Origin of the sequence: Arenibacter latericius DSM 15913 (genome assembly GCF_000424985.1) — a bacterium.
In the GTDB taxonomy this organism is placed as follows: domain Bacteria; phylum Bacteroidota; class Bacteroidia; order Flavobacteriales; family Flavobacteriaceae; genus Arenibacter; species Arenibacter latericius.
In genome coordinates, this window is the sequence record NZ_KE384289.1 from 40,030 (window position 1) to 63,668 (window position 23,639).

The 23,639-nt window shown below is 34.4% G+C and carries 20 protein-coding genes and 1 pseudogene; 11 read left to right on the forward strand and 10 right to left on the reverse strand.

Translation table 11 applies throughout. The features are described from left to right. Positions 1-11 precede the first annotated feature (11 nt). The 6 genes from H344_RS0118695 to H344_RS0118720 all read left to right on the forward strand — a co-directional run bounded on the left by H344_RS0118695 (position 12) and on the right by H344_RS0118720 (position 7,910). On the forward strand, positions 12-1,361 hold the full coding sequence (locus H344_RS0118695) for a hypothetical protein (RefSeq protein WP_026811663.1): 1,350 nt from the start codon (positions 12-14) through the stop codon (positions 1,359-1,361). 112 nt (positions 1,362-1,473) lie between these two features. After that, positions 1,474-2,979 carry an ankyrin repeat domain-containing protein gene (locus tag H344_RS0118700; protein WP_051254401.1) on the forward strand — a complete coding sequence of 502 codons (1,506 nt, stop codon included), beginning with the start codon at positions 1,474-1,476 and terminating at the stop codon, positions 2,977-2,979. 108 nt (positions 2,980-3,087) lie between these two features. Beyond that, complete coding sequence (locus H344_RS0118705) at positions 3,088-3,483, forward strand: DUF2271 domain-containing protein (RefSeq protein WP_316929572.1); 396 nt, start codon at positions 3,088-3,090, stop codon at positions 3,481-3,483. 5 nt (positions 3,484-3,488) lie between these two features. Continuing rightward, entirely contained in the window at positions 3,489-5,684 is a 2,196-nt protein-coding gene (locus H344_RS0118710) for a PepSY domain-containing protein (RefSeq protein ID WP_026811666.1), read from the forward strand. Positions 5,685-6,070: 386 nt separating this feature from the next. After that, positions 6,071-6,472: a response regulator gene (locus H344_RS0118715; RefSeq protein ID WP_026811667.1), complete on the forward strand. Its 402-nt coding sequence runs from the start codon at positions 6,071-6,073 to the stop codon at positions 6,470-6,472. Positions 6,473-6,632: 160 nt separating this feature from the next. Continuing rightward, a complete protein-coding gene (locus H344_RS0118720) occupies positions 6,633-7,910 on the forward strand; it encodes a vWA domain-containing protein (RefSeq protein WP_026811668.1) in 1,278 nt (425 codons plus the stop codon). Between the two features lie 709 nt (positions 7,911-8,619). On the opposite strand, the pseudogene H344_RS22310 reads toward H344_RS0118720, so the two are convergent. The 6 genes and pseudogenes from H344_RS22310 to H344_RS0118750 form a co-directional block, all read right to left on the reverse strand. Further along, positions 8,620-9,396 (reverse strand): annotated as a pseudogene (locus H344_RS22310) (ISAon1 family transposase); the annotation flags it as partial. An 82-nt stretch (positions 9,397-9,478) separates the two neighbouring features. Then, positions 9,479-9,670, reverse strand: a complete 192-nt coding sequence (locus H344_RS22485; protein ID WP_456236338.1) for an ISAon1 family transposase N-terminal region protein — start codon at positions 9,668-9,670, stop codon at positions 9,479-9,481. Further along, complete coding sequence (locus H344_RS22040; protein WP_205667211.1) at positions 9,655-9,864, reverse strand: hypothetical protein; 210 nt, start codon at positions 9,862-9,864, stop codon at positions 9,655-9,657. Before H344_RS22040 ends, H344_RS22485 begins: the two co-directional genes overlap by 16 nt. Before the next feature lie 1,005 nt (positions 9,865-10,869). Next, positions 10,870-11,130, reverse strand: coding sequence for a DUF6327 family protein (locus H344_RS20825; protein ID WP_051254402.1), 261 nt, complete (start codon positions 11,128-11,130; stop codon positions 10,870-10,872). A gap of 365 nt (positions 11,131-11,495) precedes the next feature. Then, positions 11,496-11,813: a YtxH domain-containing protein gene (locus H344_RS0118745; protein WP_026811669.1), complete on the reverse strand. Its 318-nt coding sequence runs from the start codon at positions 11,811-11,813 to the stop codon at positions 11,496-11,498. 150 nt (positions 11,814-11,963) lie between these two features. After that, the gene (locus tag H344_RS0118750; RefSeq protein WP_026811670.1) at positions 11,964-13,118 is read right to left on the reverse strand and encodes a baeRF3 domain-containing protein; all 1,155 of its coding nucleotides are present in this window, start codon (positions 13,116-13,118) and stop codon (positions 11,964-11,966) included. Between the two features lie 440 nt (positions 13,119-13,558). Here H344_RS0118750 and H344_RS0118755 point away from each other — a divergent pair, with 440 nt between their 5' ends. Beyond that, positions 13,559-13,876: a GNAT family N-acetyltransferase gene (locus H344_RS0118755; protein ID WP_026811671.1), complete on the forward strand. Its 318-nt coding sequence runs from the start codon at positions 13,559-13,561 to the stop codon at positions 13,874-13,876. Between the two features lie 131 nt (positions 13,877-14,007). On the opposite strand, the gene H344_RS21305 is transcribed toward H344_RS0118755, so the two are convergent. Further along, the gene (locus H344_RS21305) at positions 14,008-14,733 is read right to left on the reverse strand and encodes an HAD family hydrolase (RefSeq protein ID WP_026811672.1); all 726 of its coding nucleotides are present in this window, start codon (positions 14,731-14,733) and stop codon (positions 14,008-14,010) included. Positions 14,734-14,964: 231 nt separating this feature from the next. Next, complete coding sequence (locus H344_RS22385) at positions 14,965-15,150, reverse strand: DeoR family transcriptional regulator (RefSeq protein WP_026811673.1); 186 nt, start codon at positions 15,148-15,150, stop codon at positions 14,965-14,967. Positions 15,151-15,316: 166 nt separating this feature from the next. Here H344_RS22385 and H344_RS20835 point away from each other — a divergent pair, with 166 nt between their 5' ends. The 4 genes from H344_RS20835 (at position 15,317) to H344_RS22245 (ending at position 20,047) form a co-directional block, all read left to right on the forward strand. Next, positions 15,317-16,930 carry a glycerol-3-phosphate dehydrogenase/oxidase gene (locus H344_RS20835; RefSeq protein ID WP_051254403.1) on the forward strand — a complete coding sequence of 538 codons (1,614 nt, stop codon included), beginning with the start codon at positions 15,317-15,319 and terminating at the stop codon, positions 16,928-16,930. 71 nt (positions 16,931-17,001) lie between these two features. After that, a complete protein-coding gene (gene glpK, locus H344_RS0118775) occupies positions 17,002-18,492 on the forward strand; it encodes a glycerol kinase GlpK (RefSeq protein WP_026811674.1) in 1,491 nt (496 codons plus the stop codon). 26 nt (positions 18,493-18,518) lie between these two features. After that, positions 18,519-19,247 carry an MIP/aquaporin family protein gene (locus tag H344_RS0118780; RefSeq protein ID WP_026811675.1) on the forward strand — a complete coding sequence of 243 codons (729 nt, stop codon included), beginning with the start codon at positions 18,519-18,521 and terminating at the stop codon, positions 19,245-19,247. Positions 19,248-19,729: 482 nt separating this feature from the next. After that, positions 19,730-20,047 (forward strand): hypothetical protein, encoded by a 318-nt coding sequence (locus tag H344_RS22245; RefSeq protein WP_240485027.1) that lies wholly within the window; start codon positions 19,730-19,732, stop codon positions 20,045-20,047. A 671-nt stretch (positions 20,048-20,718) separates the two neighbouring features. Here the strand turns inward: H344_RS22245 and H344_RS0118790 are convergent. Together H344_RS0118790 and H344_RS0118795 are read right to left on the reverse strand one after the other, a co-directional pair. Beyond that, positions 20,719-22,242, reverse strand: a complete 1,524-nt coding sequence (locus H344_RS0118790) for a tetratricopeptide repeat protein (RefSeq protein WP_026811676.1) — start codon at positions 22,240-22,242, stop codon at positions 20,719-20,721. A gap of 878 nt (positions 22,243-23,120) precedes the next feature. Further along, positions 23,121-23,639: a DUF1573 domain-containing protein gene (locus tag H344_RS0118795; RefSeq protein WP_026811677.1), complete on the reverse strand. Its 519-nt coding sequence runs from the start codon at positions 23,637-23,639 to the stop codon at positions 23,121-23,123.

The following is a 23,639-nucleotide window of genomic DNA, read 5'->3' on the forward strand; positions in this document are numbered from 1 at the left end:
TATTACTGAAAATGAAACGAACATTTCTAAACATTAAAACCTTTAGTGCAGTATTGCTTACCGCTAGTCTAATGACTGCATGTAGCAGCGATGATACGGATATTACTCCAAATCCGGATACAGAGAAACCGGATACAGAAGAAGCAAGATGGATCACAATTGCTGGAGCTAAGATGGGAGATAATCCAGGAGACGGTAACGGAGGTACTTTAATTTATGCTGTACGTAGTGATGAAGCTAAAGACCCAACAGTTTCTATAGCACCATTTCAGAATGGTTTTATAGTTCCATCTAATAGAACAGCAAGATTACAGTCGTCTGAAGATGGAAACACTATTTTTAATATAAGTTACGCAGGAGATACTGGCGGCAACTATACAAAGTATACCGTAGAAGGCGGACAAACCTTTACTCCAACAGGATCTGAGGTAAGTATTGCGCCTTATGTAGGTACTGCTCCAAGATGGATAAAATTGTTTGATGGTGACCAAACGGGGGCCGCTGTTTATGTAAATACAGAAAATCAATTTGATGAAAATGATAATTATACCCGCACTGAAGCTACAATTGGTATAGTAACTTTAGACTTAGTGAATTCTTCTATTAAAGAGTTCCAAGAACACAGTGTTGCATTAAGCCCTGAGGAAGAAGCTAACGGTTACTATATATCTAGAATAGATATGCCCACTTTAAATGCTGCTGGAGATAAATTATACATTGGTGCACGTTTAAGTAAGGTAGATCCTGCAACCGCTGAAAGTGATAGTGACTATGAAATTTTAGGTTCTAAAACTATCGTATTGGATTACCCATCATTATTAAATCCAACTGTAATCACTTCTACTGTAGGCCACGGAAATACAAACGGATATAGAAGTATAAATGCTTTCCTGTATGAAGGAAGTGTTTATCAAGCCAACCAAAATGACCCTGAAGGATCCCACATTTTAAAGATTGATGCTGATAATGAATATGATGATTCTTACGTGTTCAATCTAGATGACGCTTTAGGAGTAGAGGGAGCATATATTTTAGCTTGGAGACCTGCAGCAAACGGTAAAGCGGTATTAGCTTATCGTCATGATGGATCTGAACAAGGTATAGCAGGGGCTCAAGGATTTTTTGCATTAGTAGATTTAAACGCAAAAACAGCTACAAAGATTAACAACATTCCTTATGACCCAGATTTTTATTTGTTTCAGTACCAAGGATTTGTAGTAGACGGAACCGAGATATACCTTACTCAAGGACCTGTAGGCAAAAACGGGAATATATATGTTGTAGAAACTGAAACTGGTGAAGTAACTAAAGGCGCCCAATTAGTTAACGTAGACGGAAGTCACTTTATAGGCGCATTTTAGTCTAATTAAATATCTAAAAAATATAATTCTTCTATAGCGGGAACCTATCATTTTCAATCTAAAAATAGATTTATCAAAATGGAGGTTCCACTATAGAAGTTAAACTGTCAAAATGAATACACGAACAATACAATCCATCATAATTGGTATTTTTGTCTTACTAGCAACTTCGACTACCAAAGCACAAAGAAATTCGGAACAATCCAAAAACCCTTTCTTAAATCGGGATTATTGGGAAACAAAACCAAGTATTTCTGAAATTGAATCAACCATAAAAAAAGGTCACTCCATTACTGAAGCAAATAGTGGTGGTTTTGATGCTACTACTTTTGCCATTTTTGCAAATAATCCTGTGAGTACAATAGCGTATTTAGTTGCAAATGGCAACGATGTAAATAAACGTACACACGATTCAAGAACCTATGTTTTTTGGGCAGCATCTAGTGGCAATTTAGATATAATTAAATTTTTAATCAATATAGGTGCAAGACTAGATATAGTAGATTCCCATGGTTATGGTCCAATTTCATTCACTGCAGCAACAGGGCAACAAAATACTGATATCTATGACTACTTTATAGCTAATGGTGCAGATTTAAAGAACGAAAAAGACCATCAAGGTAAGAATGTTCTATTAGTTGCCATTGGAAGAGCTAAAGATTTTAAAATAGTTGATTACCTTATTAAAAAAGGTTTATCTATCAATAGTGTAGATAATTTTGGGAATGGAATTTTCCACTATGCTGCTCAAGGTGGCAACATTAACATTCTTAAACAACTTAAAGAGCGGGGAGTTTCAATTGAAAAAAACAATATCACTGATGAAAATGCTATCTTCTTTGCCAGCAAAGGCCGCGAAGCGTCAATAAATCTTTTCAAGTATTTAGAAAGTTTAGGGATTAATGCCAATGTAACTACCACAAAGGGAGAAAACCCACTTCATAATTTAGCCAAGACTACAGCCGATTTAAATGTTTATGAATATTTTGTAGAAAAGGGCGTAAACCCGAACGCAATTGACGAGGAAGGAAAAACACCTCTTTTAAATTCAGCGGAGCGAAACAAGCTTGAAGCTGTCCGGTATTTTGCTGAAAAATCAAACGATATTGATCATAAAGATAAAGAAGGACAAACGGCATTGGCAGTTGCCATCCAAAACAACAGTGCTGATGTGGTGGATTACCTCATTTCTAAAGGAGCAGACATCAATACAACAAGTGAAAACGGGAATAATTTAGCGTATTACCTCTTTAGTAACCGTGGAAAACCTCGTGATTTTGAAGCTAAATTAAGTGCCCTAGTCAAGAACGGCTTTGATTTTAAAACAGTTCAAGGCGATGGTAGTACAATTTGGCATTTGGCTGTTGCTAAAAACAATCTTGATCTTTTAAAAAAAATAAGTGTTTTTGGTGCTGACATTAACACAAAGGATAACAGTGGAAATACACCCTTGCACTATGCTGCTATGAAAACTGAAGATGCATCTATCTTAAAATTTTTACTGGCTAAGGGAGCTGATAGCAATTCTACTACAGAATTCGGTGAAACTGCTTATGATCTTGCCAGTGAAAACGAACTTTTGGTCAAAAACAAAATAAATATCGAATTTTTAAACTAGGGTAAAATGTATAAAAATAGTTTTAGAACAATAAGTATGTTGTTAATAGCATTCATATTTATAGGTATGTCCTCTTTTGATAAAGAATCAGAGTTAATTTATAAATGCATGATTCAAATGACAAACTATACTGGTGAAAAGGCTTATGTAGCGGTATCACTAATAAATCCAGAAGGCAATTATGAAAAAACCATGTATATACAGGGGGATGATAAAGAATGGTTTCCTGACTTAAAAAATTGGTGGAGATTTACCAACAGTAGCAATGAAAATTTAGATGCAATTTCCGGGGCTACTATTGGGAATGGGGAGAGAAACATTATTTCCTTAAGTTTTAAGCCCTCACAAATTGATACCGGTTATAAAGTGCGCTTTGAGTCTGCTGTAGAAAATCAAGAATATTATTCAATAGATGCTGAGGTAGATTTAAATACCGCTACGTTAAGGAACAAGGTAGAGGGAAAAGGGTATATACGGTATATAAGAATGGTGCCTAACAAATAATTATTATGATCATATCGGTTTGGAGGTATAGCCATTTGCTTTTTGCCATTGTATCCTCAGTATTTCTTTTGGTAGCATCGGTTACTGGAATTGTTTTAGCAGTAGAGCCAATTTCAAAAAAAATGCATTCCTATCATGTTTCCGAGGCCGATACGCTTTCATTGGCCAAAACCTTACAGAATCTGAATGCAAAACACAAAGAAATACTAGGTATTAGTCGAGACCGCAACGGTTTTGTAAGTGTTAGCGTAATTGATGAAGGGATAAAAAATGAGTTTTATATTGACCCAACAACTGGTGATAAATTAGGAAATATAATTGAAAAACATCCTGTTTTTCAATTTGCTACAAATTTACACCGTTCTCTTTTTCTTAAATCAACTGGCCGATTTCTAATCGGACTCGCCTCGTTTTTACTTATCCTTATTTCAATTTCTGGCATAGTACTTATTGCCAAGAGACAAGGCGGATACAAACAATTTTTCGCACCAGTGGTACGTGAGAATTTTTCGCAGTTTCATCATGTTGTCTATGCCAGATTCACACTAATCCCACTGTTAGTTTTATCCATTACAGGGGTTTATCTTTCACTACTCCGTTTTGATATATTACCTGAGCCCCAAACTTCATTGGTGGTAGATTTTGATGCTATTCAAGAAGATCCCATTAAAGAATACACCGCGTTTGCATTCTTTCAAAACACACCCTTAAAAGATCTTCGCGAATTGGAATATCCATTTTCTGAATTTGTGGAAGATTATTATATCATTCGCCTTAAAAACAAAGAGTTGTACCTGAATCAAGTAACAGGAGAAGTACTTGCGGAAGAGAATATCCACCCTATCCAAATTATTTCATCTTGGGCAACTGTCATGCACACTGGAGAAGGAAGTATCTTATGGTCAATAGTGCTTGGCCTAGGTAGCTTGGCAATTCCCTTTCTAACTATCACAGGGTTTATTGTATACTTTAAACGACCCAAAACGAAAATTAGAAATAAACTTTCGAAAAATGAAAGTAATTATGTAATTCTTGTTGGGACTGAAGGAGGTACAACCCTGCAATATGCGAAAGAACTGCATGATAAATTATTAGCTAATGGATTGAAAAGCCATTTAGCGCTAATGAATGAATATTCTTATTATAAAAAGATGGAGCATCTAATTATAATAACAGCAACTTATGGGCAAGGTGAAGCGCCAGCAACAGCAAATAAGTTTATAGAACTGCTTCAAAAAAAACAACAAAAACAAGCTTTTAACTTTAGTGTGGTTGGTTTCGGGTCTACCGCTTATCCAAACTATTGTCATTTTGCTTACGAGTCGCATAAAGCTTTACTTGCAATGAATAATAGTACCACAAGGCAAGACGTGTTTACCGTTAATGACCAATCTTTTGAAGCTTTCAATGATTGGTGTCATAAATGGTCGGAATCCATTGGGATTAGAATTAAAGTTGAAAAACCAAAGTTGAATACGAATACTATTCCTCCCTCAACTTTTAAGGTTATTGACAAGCAAGAAAATAAAAAGGATAACACCTTTTTATTAAGCTTTAAAAATTTGAACGGTACAAAGTCTCAATCAGGAGATTTGTTGTCTGTAATCCCCACTAAAGGGAATCAAGAACGCCTGTATTCAATTGGTAAATTAGATAAAGAGACCTTGGTTGTCAGTATACGTAGACATGAAAAAGGGCTATGTTCAAATTTCTTGTATCAACTTGAACAAGGAGATAAACTCTCTGCGAGTGTAATAAACAACAAAAGTTTTCATTTTCCTGAAAAGGCTAAAAAATGCATTTTGATTGCTACAGGAACAGGTATTGGTCCATTTTTAGGAATGATAAATGAAAATATTAAGAAGAGGGAGATTCACTTGTATTGGGGAGCGAGAACTTCTGACTCATATAGTTTGTATAAAAACTATATTGAAAACGCAATAAAAGAAGATAGATTGACCTGCTTTAAACCAGCTTTTTCACGTAATCAGACGGAGAAATTATATGTTCAACATTTGATAAAATACGACCAAGAACTGTTCGTTGAAGTTTTAAAAAATAAAGGCTGTATCATGATCTGTGGATCTATTGCCATGCAAAAAGCAATACTAAAAGAACTAAAAAGCCTCTGTGAAGAATATCTAGGAAAAGACCTTAGCCATTATCAAAATAGAAATCAGATAAAGATGGATTGCTATTAACACCAAACAAATATGTGCAAATCATTGAAGGAAGCCAATCTCTAGGAAACGAACATGTTAATGAGGATTTAAATACCTATTAAAGATTTTTTCGCATAAGGTGGATTAATAATCTTAACTTATATCATTGTTATTAAAATACTTCTATTTATTAAAAACTATGCGGTAGTTTTAAAAACAATGGGATTTTGATGTTAATAAAATCTATGTGATTTATCCCTTGTTAAGTTTCATCATACTTATAATATGTGTATTTCCTTTTCTGAATAGAGTAGCCATTTCCTTTTGTTAAATATACTCATGTCTTTAGTTAGGTATTAGGTTTTGAATATAGATTCATTTTGCTAAGAGCGCCTCATATAATTAAAACAATTACAAAATAAATAATGGAAAGAAATACCATTTGGATTATCGATGATGATTTGGTATCACAATCTCCCATGCAATATAAGATCGAACAATCAAAACAAAATTACGATGTCGTAATTTTTGATACTGTAGAAAGGGCCTTAGCTACGATAAAAGAAGGTGTCAAAACCCAAAAAAACATTCCAAGCATAATACTATTAGATCTTGTTTCTCCTGGCTTAGATGGGTGGTATTTTCTAACAGAATTAGAACGCCTTAAAAGGCATATTAATGATGTAGATATTTATATAGTTTCCGAATTTTCTAATACAATGGACCGTAAGCTTGCTAGGGAATATTCTCTGGTTATGGATTGTTTTGTAAAACCGTTAAACATAGGTAACGTGGACAAGATTTTTAAAAGGCACCAAAAAAAGTAAGATGAATTAATTAACTTAAAGTGCCCGAAATATTATATGTCGAATAGTATTAAATTAATAGTAATTTCTTATTAACAGGAACTATTTAGCTTGTAAAAAACCATTGAATTTTTATAAAACCGTTGTACTTTTATCTTCCATTAAAATAAACCACCATACCATGGTAATAATAAACAGATTAATAACATTAATAGTAATTGCAGTTGTAATATTATTATCGGGTTGTTCATCTAATGAAGACCCAACCAATAAGTTACTAGCAAATGGTAAAACAAGTTTATTTGAAAAGGTAACTGAACCTGAATCAACTAAAACAAATACTAGTTCGGATGAAACTCTTAATTTATCTTCGGATTCATATGGATTTTCTGGAGGAGGTGCAACTGCTGGAACTAGTGCATGGGGAGGTGGAGATCCAAATGGACAATTTGAACCAGGAATATTGACTGCAGGAGAATGGAACGACCTTAACAATTGGGATTTTTGGAACAACTTATTAAGCAATCAGGATTATTATGATGATGTAAATAAATGGAACCTCAAAAAAATAAAAAGGTATAGTTTTGTAGTAGCAGATAAAAATGAATCTTTAGTTGCCAATGCCCAAATCACCCTCTTATCTGATGATGTTGAAATATGGAAAACCAGAACAGATAATAAGGGAAAGGCCACTTTATGGTCAGATTTAGAGCTTAATGGACTTACCGCTCGTATTAAGTTTGATAATACCCAAGTTGTTGTTACAGATGTATTAGATTATGATAAGGGTATTAACATGGTACACCTTGATAAAACTATAGAAAACAAAAAAAGTATTGATATCTATTTTGCAGTTGATGCAACTGGCTCTATGGGGGATGAAATCCATTATTTAAAAGCTGAATTAAATAATGTAATTGAGCGGATAAAGCAAAACAATTCCATTTTAGAAATGCGTTTTGGATCGGTGTTTTATAGGGATGAGGGGGATGAATATGTAACTAATGATATAAGCTTCACAACTGATCAAGCAAAGCTGACTAATTTTATCTCAAACCAATCAGCTGCAGGTGGAGGAGATTATCCAGAAGCTGTACATTCTGCTTTAGAAGTTGCGATTATACAAAACACCTGGAACGATAATGCATCCACCCGCATCTTATTTCTATTACTAGATGCACCTCCACATTACACCCAAGAGGTTATTTCAAGTTTGGAAATAAGTTTAACAATTGCTGCAGAAAAAGGTATTAAAATAGTACCAATTACTGCGTCAGGAATTAATAAGTCTACCGAATATTTAATGCGTTCATTTGCTATGTTAACTAATGGGACTTATGTTTTTATAACCGATGATAGCGGTGTTGGTAATGATCATTTAGAACCTACTATTGGAGAATTTGAAGTTGAAAAATTGAATGACTTACTGGTAAGGCTGGTAGGTGAATATGTTCCCTAAAATTGAGACAGTAAGAACATTCTATAAAATGGCTAAATAAATAAGTCTAAATTTCTTTAATTTATTTGGCATGATACAACTCAGAGTATAATATTTAACTGAGTATACTGTATTACATTTCAGATTAAGAGTCGTATACTACGTTTAAGAATTATTATATCATGGAATATCAAATCCACCTACCCCCTCCCCTTTCTCTCTCAATATTAAACAAGACACTTATAATCAACCTAATAATGTCTTTATTATTATAATCCAATATTGCTTTCGAACCCTTGGGAGTTTTTCTTTCGAACCTAAGGAGTAAATCACATTCACCTTATTTAATATTTGTCAATCATGTTTTTTTGATTATGATCTAATCAATTTTATACAAACATTTAAAATTTAGAAAATATAGAACTTGACCAGAAACAAAAACTACCTACACTACTCATAATAAACTCTTTAAGTGTACTTTCCGCAAACAAGAGCGTAATTCGGTGAGCAAAAAACAATATTTCGAGCGCAACAACCTGTTTATCAGTGCATTACAAACAAGATTGCACTTCCTCTTTCTTGGGATAAGTCCAATTTCCGAGTATTTGGATATTCATGCATATAGTTGAGTTAGTATAAAGTGGATGAATTCTATATTCCTTACACACCAGAACTGTGCCCTAAAAGCTTTTATTTTTGCGTTGAATGATTCTGTAGATGCGTTTGTGATTCAATTTATAAAATAGTTCAGTATCGACCTATAATTCAGCGATATCGTATTTGCAATAGTATTGAAAGCTCTGAAGCCTGTGTTTTCTACCTCTTTGTACCAATGTGCCAACTTTGTATATGCTATTTGCATAGAAGTAGCTGTATTGAATATGTTCCTGAGTCCTTGCTCAAGATCGAAGGCGACTTTTATATCTGGATATTCGGCGAATAATATTTTGCTTCTGTTGGATTGGTGTTGCGTCCAATTATTTGGAGATTTATAAAGCAGATACCTGCTTCAGGCCAAGAGCTGCTTTCTTGTATCTCCATTGCTAAATTCTGTTGGAATGAATGTCCCGTTCTTTGCCCTTGGCTGCTTTATGTGTTGATTTTCTTGATCTATGGCGTCCCACCTATGTTTGATCCGGATATCCTGAAGAGCTTCTAGTGCGAGCTTTTGGACATGAAATCGGTCGGTCACCTGTCTTGCCTTAGGAAAGCAGGCCTTAACGATCTGTTTTATGGAGTGTGCCATATCCAAGGTAATTTCTTGGACCTTGTTCCTGATAGAAACAGGAAGTCTAAGCAATCGATCAATAATAGGTTCAGCCTTGGTGCCTTTAAATATTCCCACCAAAGCCCCCTTTTTGCCCTTTGCCTGTTTATTGGTGATAATTGTGTAAAGTTCACCACGGGACAAGGCTGTTTCGTCTATTGAAAGATAAGGACCAATATTCTGAGGGTACACTAGCCAATCATTGGCGTGGTCCTTATGTTTCCATTGATTGAATTGGCTAAGGCAATCCTTATTCTAGCGCTGAAGTCTCTTCCCAGGCACTCCAAAAAGAGAACCGAGTTGTTGACTACTCAGAGCTGTTCTATCCGTTGATCTCTTTTAAAAAAGCAGCGAACTCTTTTGACATGCGGGTTCCCTGTGCGATAAAATCATTCCAATCTCGACTTGTTTTGATCCATTTTCTATCTATTAGAACATCCCAGCGCCTACGTTTGAGGCTCAAGCTAACCAAGTTATCACGGATTGGATAATCATCGATCACCCTAGGTTCCATAAACCACTGGCCTTGTAGGTATGATCTCTATAAAGTGCTGGTATCTGCTTTTTTTCCTCTAAAAACACAGTCAACCGATTGAAATACAAAGGGTTCTTAATAGGCTTTTGTTCAAATCCAACAATATCAAAAAAGTCAAGTATTCCCTCAGGTAAAAATAAGCTCAATAGTGTTAAATCGGTTCCTTTGTCCATCTCGTAAATTTAGGGTGCAAAGAAATAAATTATTCACTTTAGACCCAACTTTTGATCTTGGTCCCAAACGGACCAAGATCAAAAGTTGGGTGTGACTTAAACTAACGGAAAGGACCAATAATTAAAACCTTTCCTTTTTGACATGTCAATACTTTTTTCCATTGATGAAATGCTCAGCATTCATGAATTCCTTTAAAAAGTAATAGATAAGGAGATGAATAAAAAAGTATTCAAAAAAATCTAGGCTTATTTCTCCTTTCTTGAAATCTACGGACTTTCTACTGCCACAGCGTCCAGGCCGCCTTCCTAACGGCAGGGAAACTTTCCAACGACTAAGGTGAACATGGGCTGCCGGACGCCTACCTCCGGTAGGTAAACCTTCCTTCGGCCAACGTAGAAACTCCTTGATTTGCTACTAAAAGAGAAAGTAGGCCGAAAACCTTTGCAAGAAGCTTCTTGTATTGTATTCCTTATCCACAGAATAAGTTGAAAAAGCTCCGAGATTCAGCTTTTTTATTTCCGAAAAAGCGCGGAGTTTTGAAACTGGTTTTTAGATTCGATCTAAAAAATTCATTAGGACCGATCGGAAAATGCAACGATTTGCATTTGTAGTGAGGGGCCAGTTGGCGCGTGGGCCATCGCTACAGCTGGCTCCTCAAATCAAAGGTACACAGTACCTTCGCTTTAATGCCCTGTTCGTTTTCTTTGGACAAGCAAAGAAAATGAAAGAATATATTTGAGTAAAACTCAGTTAATCGTATATATAAAACTTTATTAATTTGAATTAATATTTAAGGTTCATTGTTTGCATAAACACAACAATTGGTCATGCCCCCCGCAAACGCCATGATACACTTAACAAATGCAGCGCGATTCCCTAAATAAAATAACGATTAAAAAGGTAGGGATAATGAATTTAGCTCCTTAGTGATAAAAAATAACGAATGACTTTTTCTATCTCCTAGGAATGTAAGGGTTTATTATATACTAGTTAAAAACAGAGTATTATTCCAACAGTCGAGAAATTAGTCTGTTCATTTGAAAACTTCTTAATCGAGTGGAAACAAAAGAAAGCTTTTGGATAGCGAAAGTTATAAGGTTCTTTTGCAATGCTACACTAGCATTGTCCACCAAGCGCGAAGGAGATACATCCATCTTAGCCCTATTTAAATGAAGCCTTATATTTTCTGAGTCAATTTCCCTTTTTAGCTTTAAAATTCGAAGCTGTTCATCAATATCTGAGAAGGAACTATATTGCTTTTTCATTGTATTTTTTAAATAGTGTTTAAATCATCTACATAATAACCACTTATAATATTATATAGAAATACAAGGCAATTCTTCGCTAGCATAACTCGCTAGCATAACATAGAATGCCTTTTAATAATAAGTTCAATATACAGATTGTTTAAGGTTTTTCCAAGATAATAAAAGACACTAGGCGCAGAAAAAATAAAATAGATACAATAATGACACACCCTCCAAATTTATTAACTCTAAACACTTTTAAATCTAACTCCAGTAAAACCCTTAATTACAGGCGATTACACATAAAAAAGGATCTAACATTGGTATTTACCTCTGTTAGATCCTTTTCTATTTGTTATAAAATCATAAAAACCCCTAGGCTTTTAAGCCTTCTGCTTTTTAAGTTCTTCCAATTTGGTCTCTAAAGTTGCTATAATATCATCTGCTTTATAGCTCATATTTGAAATAGCTTTATCCAAATTACGCTCAAACCTATCTCTTTTCTTAGTTGCCGTTTTGGTCAATTCTTTCTGCGCTTTTGAAAGTCGGTCCGTGATATCATGACTTGTTTTTTCAACATTACGCTTAATTTTCTTACGTGTTTTTTTACCCTCTTCAGGGGCATATAAAACGCCGACTCCAAAACCTATAGCCGCACCTGTTAACAATGCTAGTAATACGTTTCCACTATTTTTATCCATAATTTTAGTTTTAAATTTATTATTCAACTAAGTTAACTTTATTAGGCCTTTAAAAATAACTGAAAAGATCCTTTTTTTACCTATATCAACCTAAAGTTCAATCCTCTACCATACAAGGTCATTAAAAATGGGGAATATTAAAAAAGCTACTTAGTATCGATATAATGCATTTACCCTTGAATTAGGATTAGGCATTTCCTCCTTTTCCATTAAATAAACCGTTCCTCCATTCAAAAAGGTTTTTACTGCAGCTTTGTTTAATAGTGATATACTCTGTTCTGTGGGTTCTTCATGGACTTCCACATGTTTTTTCTCAGAATTATAAGTACCCCAAATATCTTCTCTATTTTCTACAAAAAGTGTCTCTACTTTCCCGTCTATTGCTTTTTGCAGTACTTCTACCATTCCCGAGGAGGTCCTACCTGTACCTTGATGCTCTTTATACAACGCTAGCTTCTCCTTACGCTCACGATCGAAAATAGGTGCTACTTTTTCCCATGCCATTTCTTGCAAGTGGAACTTGTCTACTTTAGATGCCTTCTGATCAATAAAATCATCTAAAAGGTGTTTATAGGTGTTCTCTTGTTTATAAATGGGGAACATAACTTCTTGGGCAACTACTATCATAGGTGCTGTTTCTTCCCGTAATAGCGGTGAAATACCTTTGTCAATAGCTCTGAAAAATCGCGCTATATCGTCCTTACGCCCATGATCGGATTCTGCATGCCCGTGATAAAACGCTCTCCCCTGTGAATCTGCCCCACTTCTGAACTGAAGACTATTAGGTTCTCGCTCATGCCCTACTTTATCTTCCACTGTAGATGGAACCAAGTCATCAATAACCACATCAGTAATAGTATGTTGAGTCATTTCGTAAAGCTTAACATATTGTTGCTCTAATCCCAAAACATAGAAAGTGCCATCCCCAGTAAACATGGGCATTAATGGTTTTAAGTAAAAATCATTCTGTACATAATTAAACTCTTCAAAATATACCGGAAGGGTATATTTTCTAAAGAAGTCCTTGCTTCGGAAAATAGCGAGTCCATCCGATTGGTGTCTCCAGAAATCACCATCCTCCAAAAGGGCTTCTATGGGCGCAAGTAGCGTATCTATATCTCTTGGACCTAGTTTATTCTTTTCTAACTTTTTCCTAACATCTTTTACCTGGTTCTTTAACCTAAGTACGTCCGTTCCCTCCAAGACCTTTTCTCCTCCGCGATGTGTAGGGATAAAAATAGAGATACAGGTTTCTTTATGAATTTCATCCAATTCTTTAATTTCATTTCTTGTGATTAAAGGCATATTTTACAGTTTTAAAAATTATTTTTTCTTTTATTTTCTCAAACCAAGAAGATAATGGGAATATTCTTGTATTGAAATGATATATATCAGTGTCATGGCATTTGACTACCAAACTTGACTCCTATAAAAATTTAGTGTGTTATATTTGTTAGAAATATTTGAGTTTGCAGTAGTATAAAATTATAAACTGTAGGTACCGTTTATTAACTAATTATCTTGTGTTGGCCGACTGCCTTTTAAATCGTAAAAAAATCTATTGCACCATAAAAGGTTATAGACTTTTAAGGCTCGAAAAAGACTGGACAGAAATAGCCATGATTAAAGTGTGTAAAGCCTAGTAATGTATTTATCAATAGAGCATTACAATGTTACGAGAAGGAAAGAATTCCTGTAATGTAAACAATAATATATAAAAACTAATTCTTAGAACACTTCACAATATGAAAACAGAATATATCGACATCCCATTAGTTAAAAATGAAGCAAAAAAACGTTTCGAAATTGAAGTTGACGGACACTATGCTTTTATCAATTATGGTGATTTTGGCAATCAAATTGCTTTAGTGCATACAGAAACCGACCCAGAATTAGCAGGGAAGGGTGCTGCAAGCGCAGTAGTAGAGAAAACATTACATTATTTAAAGGAGAATAATATCGAATTACTTCCTTTCTGCCCTTATGTATTTGCATATATAAAGAGACACCCAGAATGGAAGCAAATAGTTAGTCCCAAATTTAATGGATATGACAAGTTATAGGGCTTACGCATAGCGATAGGTGATCATCTCCTTTAACAGCTTAATTTACCAAATAGCTCGAATTATCCCGTCTTTTAAATGGAGTTAACGGGCATAATCACTACTCAGTCTTTTACTTTATAAGCTGAGAATTATTTATTAATAAACCGATAAACTCTTGGTTCCAACTCTGTAAGATCGTCTATGATATGCGTATTTGGAAGTAAGTTTGATTCGTGAACCGACTTACGGGTAATGCTATTTGTTACTGCGAACACGTTCATCTCAGCATTTAAGGCTGCCTTAATTCCATTGACCGAATCTTCAATCACTAGGCATTCATCGGATGCAACCTGCATCATTTTTTTTGCCTTGTTGTAAATCTCTGGATCAGGTTTGCCTTTCTCCACATCGTCACGCGTAAAGATAGCATCTAACTTCTCCTCAATCCCCATTATGTTAAGTATCTTGCTAGCTTCAGTGAGATGTGACATGGTTGCCAGAACCAATTTATACTTATCCTGATGTAGTTTGTGGAGTAGCCCCAGATTAAATGGACAAAAATGCTCCTTCAATAGACTTTCATTTTCAAGAATGCTACGATATTGAGATAACCTTTTGTCGAGCACCCATTGCTGCATAGCTTTTAGATCTCCATCCCCAAAATTTTTCTTTAGTTCAGCGTTATATTCTTTAACAATACCAGCTACTACTTCCATTCTAGAGAGGCCTACATAGTCTTTAAAACTCTCCATCACTTGTTGTATGGACACTTCTTCGTTGGTAAGCAAATGTATTGCCTCTGCATAAGACCTCGCCTTAAGTACTTCGGTTTGGATAAGGGTTCCGTCTAAATCGAAAATAATTACTTTAATCATAATGAATTAATAATTTTATCTGTTAAGTATATAGATATGTTTAAACTTCTATATCAAAAGGCTTCATTCGCTAGCTGTGTTTCTAGAGGTAGTCATAAAGATCTACGGGACTCTCCTTTAGGGAGAGATAAATATAATCGAAATCCAATGAAATTTAATGAGATCTTGTCCTATATTAATAATTTCTACGATTACTAGCATCATCTTATAAAAGGAATAATAAGCCAATTTTTAAACTGGCACCTCCGTGGGTTTTAAATAGAAGCCCTTTTCCACCAAGAATTTTAAACCTTTTCTTATGCTAACAGCTGAAGCTCCTAAAACCCTGCACAAACCTAAAACTTCTACATGTTTTTCTGGGATTAACCTATCGAGTATAGTCTGATGTCTTTTCTTAAAATAAAACAAAGAAATCAAACGAAACTAAGCTCGAAAAAAATGAGGTATTAAGATCATAAATGGATTTACAATTTAACTAAAATCCTGATTTAAACATTCAATTAATGTAATTTTAAATTTCGATTAGTTTCGTTTTTCGTGGATTTTAATATATTTGCTTAGTTAACGAAATAAAAGAAAGCACATGGATAGTGTAATGTTTAAAAGAAGTACAATTACGAAACAATTAGAAACAAGTAATGATTGGGACGTAATTGTAATTGGAGGAGGAGCAACAGGATTGGGCATCGCTCTCGATAGTGTTACCAGAGGATATAGAACTCTATTGTTAGAACAAGTAGATTTTGCAAAAGGAACATCTAGTAGAAGTACGAAGCTTGTTCATGGAGGGGTACGTTATTTGGGACAGGGTCATATAGATTTGGTAAAGGAAGCCTTATACGAAAGGGGACTACTTTTGAAGAATGCTCCTCATTTAGCTAAAAACCAAACCTTTATCATTCCAAATTATAGCTGGTGGAATGCATTTTTTTATACTACCGGTCTTAAAGTTTATGATTTTTTGTCTGGAAAACTTAGTCTAGGAAAATCTACATTTATTTCTAAATCCAAAGTTTTAAAAAGAATACAAACCGTCAATTCGATAAAATTAAAAGGAGGCGTTAGTTACCAAGACGGTCAGTTTGATGATGCTCGTTTAGCCATAAACGTTGCCCAGACTTGTATAGAGAGAGGAGCTACTATACTGAATCATTTTAAAGTTAATGAATTACTGAAAAATGACAATGGAACAATAAATGGTGTCGTTGCTACAGATACCGAAACTAACAGAACTTACAACTTAAAAGGAAAAGCGATAATAAATGCTACTGGTGTTTTTGCTGACGATATCCTAAAAATGGATAAATCCACAGGTAAAGATATGATACGCCCTAGCCAAGGAGTCCATTTGGTATTAAACAATAACTTTCTACCTGGCACCGATGCTATTATGATTCCAAAGACCGATGATGGTAGAGTTTTGTTTCTTGTGCCATGGCATGATAAGGTTATTGTAGGAACAACCGACACCTTATTGGATGAGCACAGCCTTGAACCAAAAGCTTTGGAGGAAGAGGTTGACTTTATTCTTTCTAATGTTAATGCCTATCTATCTAAAAAAGTGAATCGAAAAGATGTGCTTAGCATATTTGCAGGGCTAAGGCCTTTGGCTGCACCACAGGATGAATCAGAAAAAACAAAGGAGATATCAAGAAGCCATAAAATTGTGACTTCGGACTCCGGATTAATATCAGTTATAGGTGGTAAGTGGACCACTTTTAGAAAGATGGCCCAAGATACATTGGATAAGGCAATAAAAGCGAAAATGTTACCTGAAAGGAAATGCATTACTCAAGACTTAAAAATACATGGAGCAAAAGAAACCCATGACTGGAGCAACCATTTATATGTATATGGTAGTGATCAAGAAGGTATTCAAAAATTAATACAGGAAGACCCAAAACTGGGTAATAAAATTCACACTAATGCTTCATACGTGCAAGCAGAAGTTATATGGGCTGCAAGATATGAAATGGCAAGAACCGTAGAAGACGTCTTGGCAAGGAGAGTAAGAATGCTATTCTTAGACGCACGTGCTGCAATTGAATCCGCACCTATTGTTGCCGAACTATTAGCGCAAGAACTTAATAAAAATAAAAATTGGGAGCAAGAGCAAATACAACAATTCACAAGGATTGCTAGTCATTACGTACTAGGTAAGACAGATATTCCGCAAAGAATGACAGCAATACAATAAAAATCAATCGACTCTTTTATTTAACATTAATCAGAAAAGGGTAAACTCTTTTCACTAACTCACCATATAAAATGGACAAATATATTCTTGCTCTTGATCAGGGTACAACAAGTTCACGCGCGATACTTTTTGATAAAAAAGGTAACATCATCTCTGTTGCTCAAAAAGAATTTACCCAATACTTTCCTAAACCAGGGTGGGTAGAACATGATCCTATGGAGATTTGGTCAACACAAGCAGGGATCGCAGCAGAAGCGACTGTGAAAAAAGGATTAAATGGTACTAATATCGCTGCCATAGGAATTACCAATCAAAGAGAGACTGTTATAGTATGGGATCGTAAAACAGGAATTCCGGTTTACAATGCCATCGTTTGGCAAGATAAAAGAACTTCGGCTTACTGTGACGAACTAACAGCCAACGGAAAAACAGATCTAATTCGTTCAAAAACTGGTCTTGTTATAGATTCTTATTTCTCTGCCACTAAAGTAAAGTGGATTTTAGATAATGTAGAAGGAGCAAGAGAAAAAGCAGAAGCTGGTGATCTTATACTAGGAACCACAGACACTTGGTTAATTTGGAACTTTACCAAAGGAGAAAAACACGTCACCGATGTTACTAATGCCTCTAGGACATTAATGTATAACATCAATACGATGGCATGGGACGATGAACTTTTAGAACTATTTACTATTCCAAAAAGTATGTTACCAGAAGTAAAGCAGTCTAGTGAAGTATATGGTCATACTAAAACTACTGTTTTTGCAACACCTATACCAATTGCCGGAATTGCAGGAGATCAGCAAGCGGCCTTATTTGGTAGTATGTGTATAAGAAAAGGGATGGTAAAAAACACCTATGGGACTGGATGTTTTATGCTTATGAATATTGGAGATAAACCCAAATTGTCTCAAAACAATCTTTTAACTACAGTGGCGTGGCAAATAGACGGAAAAACTCAGTACGCACTAGAAGGAAGCATATTTGTAGGAGGCGCTGTAGTGCAATGGTTGCGAGACAGTCTTAAACTTATAAAAACTTCAGCAGAAGTAGAAAAACTGGCCAATGAGGTACCGAGCTCCGAAGGTGTAGTTTTTGTACCAGCTTTTGCCGGTCTTGGCGCACCACACTGGAATCAATATGCACAAGGAACTATTTTTGGATTAACAAGAGGTTCTACAGATGCTCATATTGCACGAGCGGCATTAGAATCAATTGCATATCAAACAATGGATATTCTTAAGGCCATGGAAGCAGACACCGGAATCGCTATCAAAGAGTTACGTGTTGACGGTGGCGCTACAGTAAACGATATGTTAATGCAGTTTCAAGCCGATGTCCTGAACACCATAACTGTTAGGCCAAAAGTTGTTGAAACTACTGCCATGGGAGCAGCTTATCTAGCCGGCCTTGCTGTTGGATATTGGAAAAACATAGAAGAGATTCAAGAAATTTGGCAAGCGGATGTGCACTTTAAACCTACTCAGGATAGAACCGAAACGGATGAGGGGATTAAACGCTGGTATAAAGCAATTGACGCGTTAGAACATTGGACTAAATAACTACAACCTACTTAAAACTTTAAATCATGACACCATTTATAGCAGAAATTATAGGAACAATGTTCCTAATTACACTCGGGGGCGGAGTTGTCGCCAATGTAGTATTAAATCAAACAAAGGGGAGCAATAGCGGTTGGATTGTAATTACCACCGGTTGGGCATTAGCAGTTTACGCAGGTGTAGTAATAGCAGGACCTTACAGTGGAGCACATCTTAATCCCGCAGTTACCATTGGGTTAGCTGTTGCGGGTAAATTTCCTTGGGAATCAGTACCCATATACCTACTAGGAGAATTTTTAGGAGCTATGCTAGGAGCCTTTATCGTTTGGCTAGTCTACAGCAACCACTTTGAAAAAACCGAAGATGAAAGTCTAAAAAGAGCGGTTTTCTGTACCGATCCTGCAATCAGAAGCCCTCTAAACAATTTGGTTAGTGAAATTGTCGGCACATTTTTTCTTGTGTTCGCTATCTTTTTCTTCACTGATGTTAGTTTTCAGCAGAACGAGACAGAAACAATCATAGGTATGGGGTCCATAGGAGCAATTCCTGTAACGTTCATAGTTTGGGCCATTGGTCTTTCTTTAGGCGGAACAACGGGTTATGCTATTAATCCAGAAAGGGATTTAGGGCCAAGAATAATGCATGCGATTTTACCCATAAAAGGTAGTAGCGACTGGGGGTACGCTTGGATCCCTGTTGTAGGACCTATTATTGGAGGTGTGATCGCAGCAGTTTTATATGGAATAGTCCTATAACCAACATACTATTAAACCCAATTAAATTTAATAAATGAAAAAGACCATACACCTACTTTTGGCAGCATTCATATCAATACAAATGGTTTAAGCACAGAAATCAGAAATTAAGGATAGCCCTACAGATTTTACCGTAGATTTAAAATAAAATCATTTATGGAGAGGTTTAATAATCTCAGACAACCCTATGTTGCGTGTGCCAACTATAGTAACTTTAAATAAATCTGGTAGTTTAACAACAGGTTTTTGGAGAGGAATTTCTTTTTTCAAATGAAAGTGACGGATCTCATTATAAAGAAATAAACTATTATGTTCAATATGCTAATAAAGGATTCTCTATTGGGCTTTGGGATTTATTCAACACTAGAGGAGTTGACAGGCCTGATGTTTGGGATTACAACAAAGAAACTTCAGTACACTTAATCAACCTAAGAACATCTTATCACTTTGGAAAAAGCTTTCCGTTAACTTTAGAGCTAGATTTGATTTTATTTGGAAGTGGGGATTCTCAATATTCCGATGACTTGGATTTTGAGCAGCGGTATTCTACGTATCTTCAAGTATCTTATCCTTTGGTAAAAGACTCAAAAGTCAATTTAAATGGATTTGTAGGTACTGGATTTTCATTGAATGGAGATACGCATTTATATGGAGATGAAAATTTTGCTCTGGTTAATATTGGGCTTACACCCTCGAAAACCTTTAAATTAGGGGGTTATAACTTACCCGTTTCAGCAACAACATTATCGAATCCGTTCTTAAAGTTTGCCAGGGTACAATTAGCAGCTAGGCTGTTTTAATGATTTTCAACAAAACAAACTGACTGATAAGGCATTCTTTCTTAGTCTGTTTTGTTGTTGGCAATTGACAATAAGTAGCCTCTATTGGGGAATTCAAAAGTCATATAGGAAATATTTCATAAAAAGCACCTTGTGATTACAGTGGATGCTCATAAATAATATATGGTATATTATCTGCAAAAAGAAATTGACAGATATTCCCGGTAATCTAGCTCTTAGACATTATTGAAAGAAATGTGCAAGTTTGGAATGGATAGGTTTTGAGATAAAATAACTTAAAAAAGAAAGGGCTTCCAATCTCTTGAAAGCCCCGTGTTTATTGGTCGGGATGACAGCATCCATACAACCTATTCAAATAATTGATTACCAGCACTTTACACGTTTTTATTTAATGTAAAATCCCGCTATTGACATGTTAATCAAATGTGTAACTAAATGAAAGTAAATATCACTCGTTTTTACTTCTTCCAAGATACAAAAATATTTAATTCACAGAGAATAATCTTTAATCTATTAAAGCTTTACATTCCCAAAAATCTCATGACAAAACGTATTAAAATTAGTAGAAGACTAAGATTTAGAGGGGTATTTAATCGATTCTCTTAGTATTTTTCACATCGCACGGTTTGCTACTATAAAACTGATATAATCACTCCGAGATAGCCCCGTATTCAATATATGTCCACGGTTTTATCTCTTAAATTCATTATAAATTCTGAAGGAGATAATTGAGTTACATTTTTAAAACTGGCTGAAAATTTACTATGTGAAGAAAAACCACATTCTTCTGCTAAATAACTGATTTTATAATTTAAGTAATCGGGGTTAGTTTTTAATCTATTAACAATATAATTAATTCGTAACTCGTTTATATAATGATTATAGTCCGTATTTTTATGTCTTTTTAATATCTGCCGTAAATATTTTGAATTACTATTTAAAAAACCAACGAGTGTAGAAAACGACATATTTTTATCTAAAAATTGGTTGGAATTCTCAAATTCTTTTAATTTTTGTAAAATATTACTCTCGGTTTCTTGGGACATATAATTTTTCTCCTCATCTCTTTTAGTTTTAGATGCAGAATTGTGAGATGTATTATTATCCGGCAACCTTTGAAGATGACTTAAGTCCCTCTTTCTTTTATAGATATATGTACCAAAAATGATAATAAGTATCAAAAAACTAATGCCAAAAAAAAGCACATGTTTATTTGTCCATTTTATAGGTTTATCTTTTTCTTGAAGTCTCCGTATTAGCTTATTAGCAATATCTATTTGACTTTGTCTTGCAATGTTTATTAGTTTCTCTCTTTTTTCAGTAAACAATATAAAATTGTCATTATCACTTATAATCTTGTAATAGTCCCTTAAAGCCTTATAGACCTCGACTTTTAGATTATAAAAGTTCGAAGCTTCTGCAACATCTAATGCTTTTAGATAATAAGTATGAGCATTTTCAAATTCATCCTGATACTGATAAGTTGCTCCTAAACCATTATAAATAAACCCTTTTAATGGACTGTTTGGATTTTGAGAGATATGAAGATGTTGCAATGCCTGGTCAAAATTAATAAATGCGGAATCTGATTTCTTCAGTAATAAATAGTTTTTCCCAAGTAACTCGTGAGTTGTTGCTAAATGAAAGTTAGGATCATATTTCTTGTTTAGGTTATTGAAAAGTTCAATTCCTTGTTTTAAATAAATTATTGCATTTGTATGATCTCCTACTTCCATGGCATAGTATGCCAATTCTTGCTGCAGATTTCCCTGAAATCTCAAAGCGTCATTTTTGTTTTTTATTTTTTCACTTGCCTCTATTGCTTTATTTAATGCTTTTTTTCCAGAGGAGGTTATCCCATTCTCCCTAAACAAAGTAGAAAGCAATCCATTAAATCGTGCTATATATATGTAATTCTCACTTGAACTAAATAATCCATCTGCTTGTTCAATAAGCTTTATAGCTTCACTTGTTAAGCCATTTTGTCGTAAAATTGATGCTTTTAACATTAGAGCCTTAGCCTGCTCAGTTTGATTGGCTGAAATTTCAAATAAATAATCAGTCTCTACTAAAGCTTTAACTGGTCTGGTTGATACTAAATTGCGTGATATATTATTATAGATACTATCAAATTCAGGGTTCTGTGAAAAAGATGTAAACCAGGTTAATATTAAAAATAAAGAAGTCCATTTCATTGTAAATAAAATCCCGAGCTTATATATTAAATAATAATTTATAGAAATACATCTAAAAAATCAGTAAATATAAGGTTTAATAGACGTTTCAAGCTTTGATTTTCCTTAATACTTTAGGGATTGAAATGATAATATTAATCAAATAAACTTTTAAAGTTATCTTTAATCAAATACGCAATAACCTTAGCCTAAGAAAGCAGGTAAATAAAAGGGATTCAAATTTTGAGGTTGGGGCGGTATACTATTACATTTTAACAAAATTATCCTGAATAGAGCTAGAAAACTAGGTAAAACTAGCAATGACGCATTAAAAATCTGTTTGTCAATGATTTACATGTTTATTAAGCTAAACTTTGCAACCATTTAAGTCCTCATATTTTAAAAATTGATTCTAGTAACAATTATGATATTTAATACATATCCAATCTTGACAGTATATAGAACTTATATACTAACATGGCTCCCGTTACAATCCATCTAGTAATTTCTATTTACTAATAAAAGTAAGATTTTAGGATAATACAGTAGTTTAAAGAAATTTAGAATTATTAGTTTAAAACTTTTAAGTAGATAAAAAAATAAAAACGTTCCTTAAGTCCAATATAAATACCCCTCTCGTAACTTCTACAGCCTTGTGAATATTTACAAAACCTATGCATACATTAAAACAACGATTAATGGACAACACTCGGAGAGTAAGATTATAATACTATATATCCATAATAATCTCTTGGATATAACTACTGATTTGGTATTTGAACTAATTTATTTACAACTAAAAGTCCGTCAAAACCACCATTAAATTAACTCCAAATACAAGTAATATATTTCTTTTAAAAATCATTGAACTCACAAAAATGTTGAGAAAATAGAAGATACTAATTGTAACCATGTTCACCTATATCCTTATCTAAATAATATGTCCTATTATTTTCCCTGCTCTCTACCATATGCTCCAATCTTTTATCTCTTTCTAACTGGAACAACTCTTCATAATCCTTACTGTAGTGTGAGTCAGGAACTACATTTAAATCAAATACTAATTCTATTTTATCGGTATGGGCTAAGTTTCCATAAATGGCAATATGATGCTGAACATAACCTATATTTTTATTACTATTGTAGGTCAATAATAAGCGTCCTTCCCCGCCTGGAGGTATTGTTTTAATGGATGATTTTTTAGCAGCAATACATCCACAAGAAGTTATTATATCGGAAAGAATAAATGGAGAATTCCCAGTGTTCTTTACAACATAGACCACATTTAATTCCTGACCTTGCAAGATTGGATAATAATGTCTGTTGTTATCTATTATTTTTAGCGTAGTTTCTTTGTCTTTCACTTCACAACCTAAAATAGTGAATAGTGTAATCAATAATGCAACTAAATTTTTCAT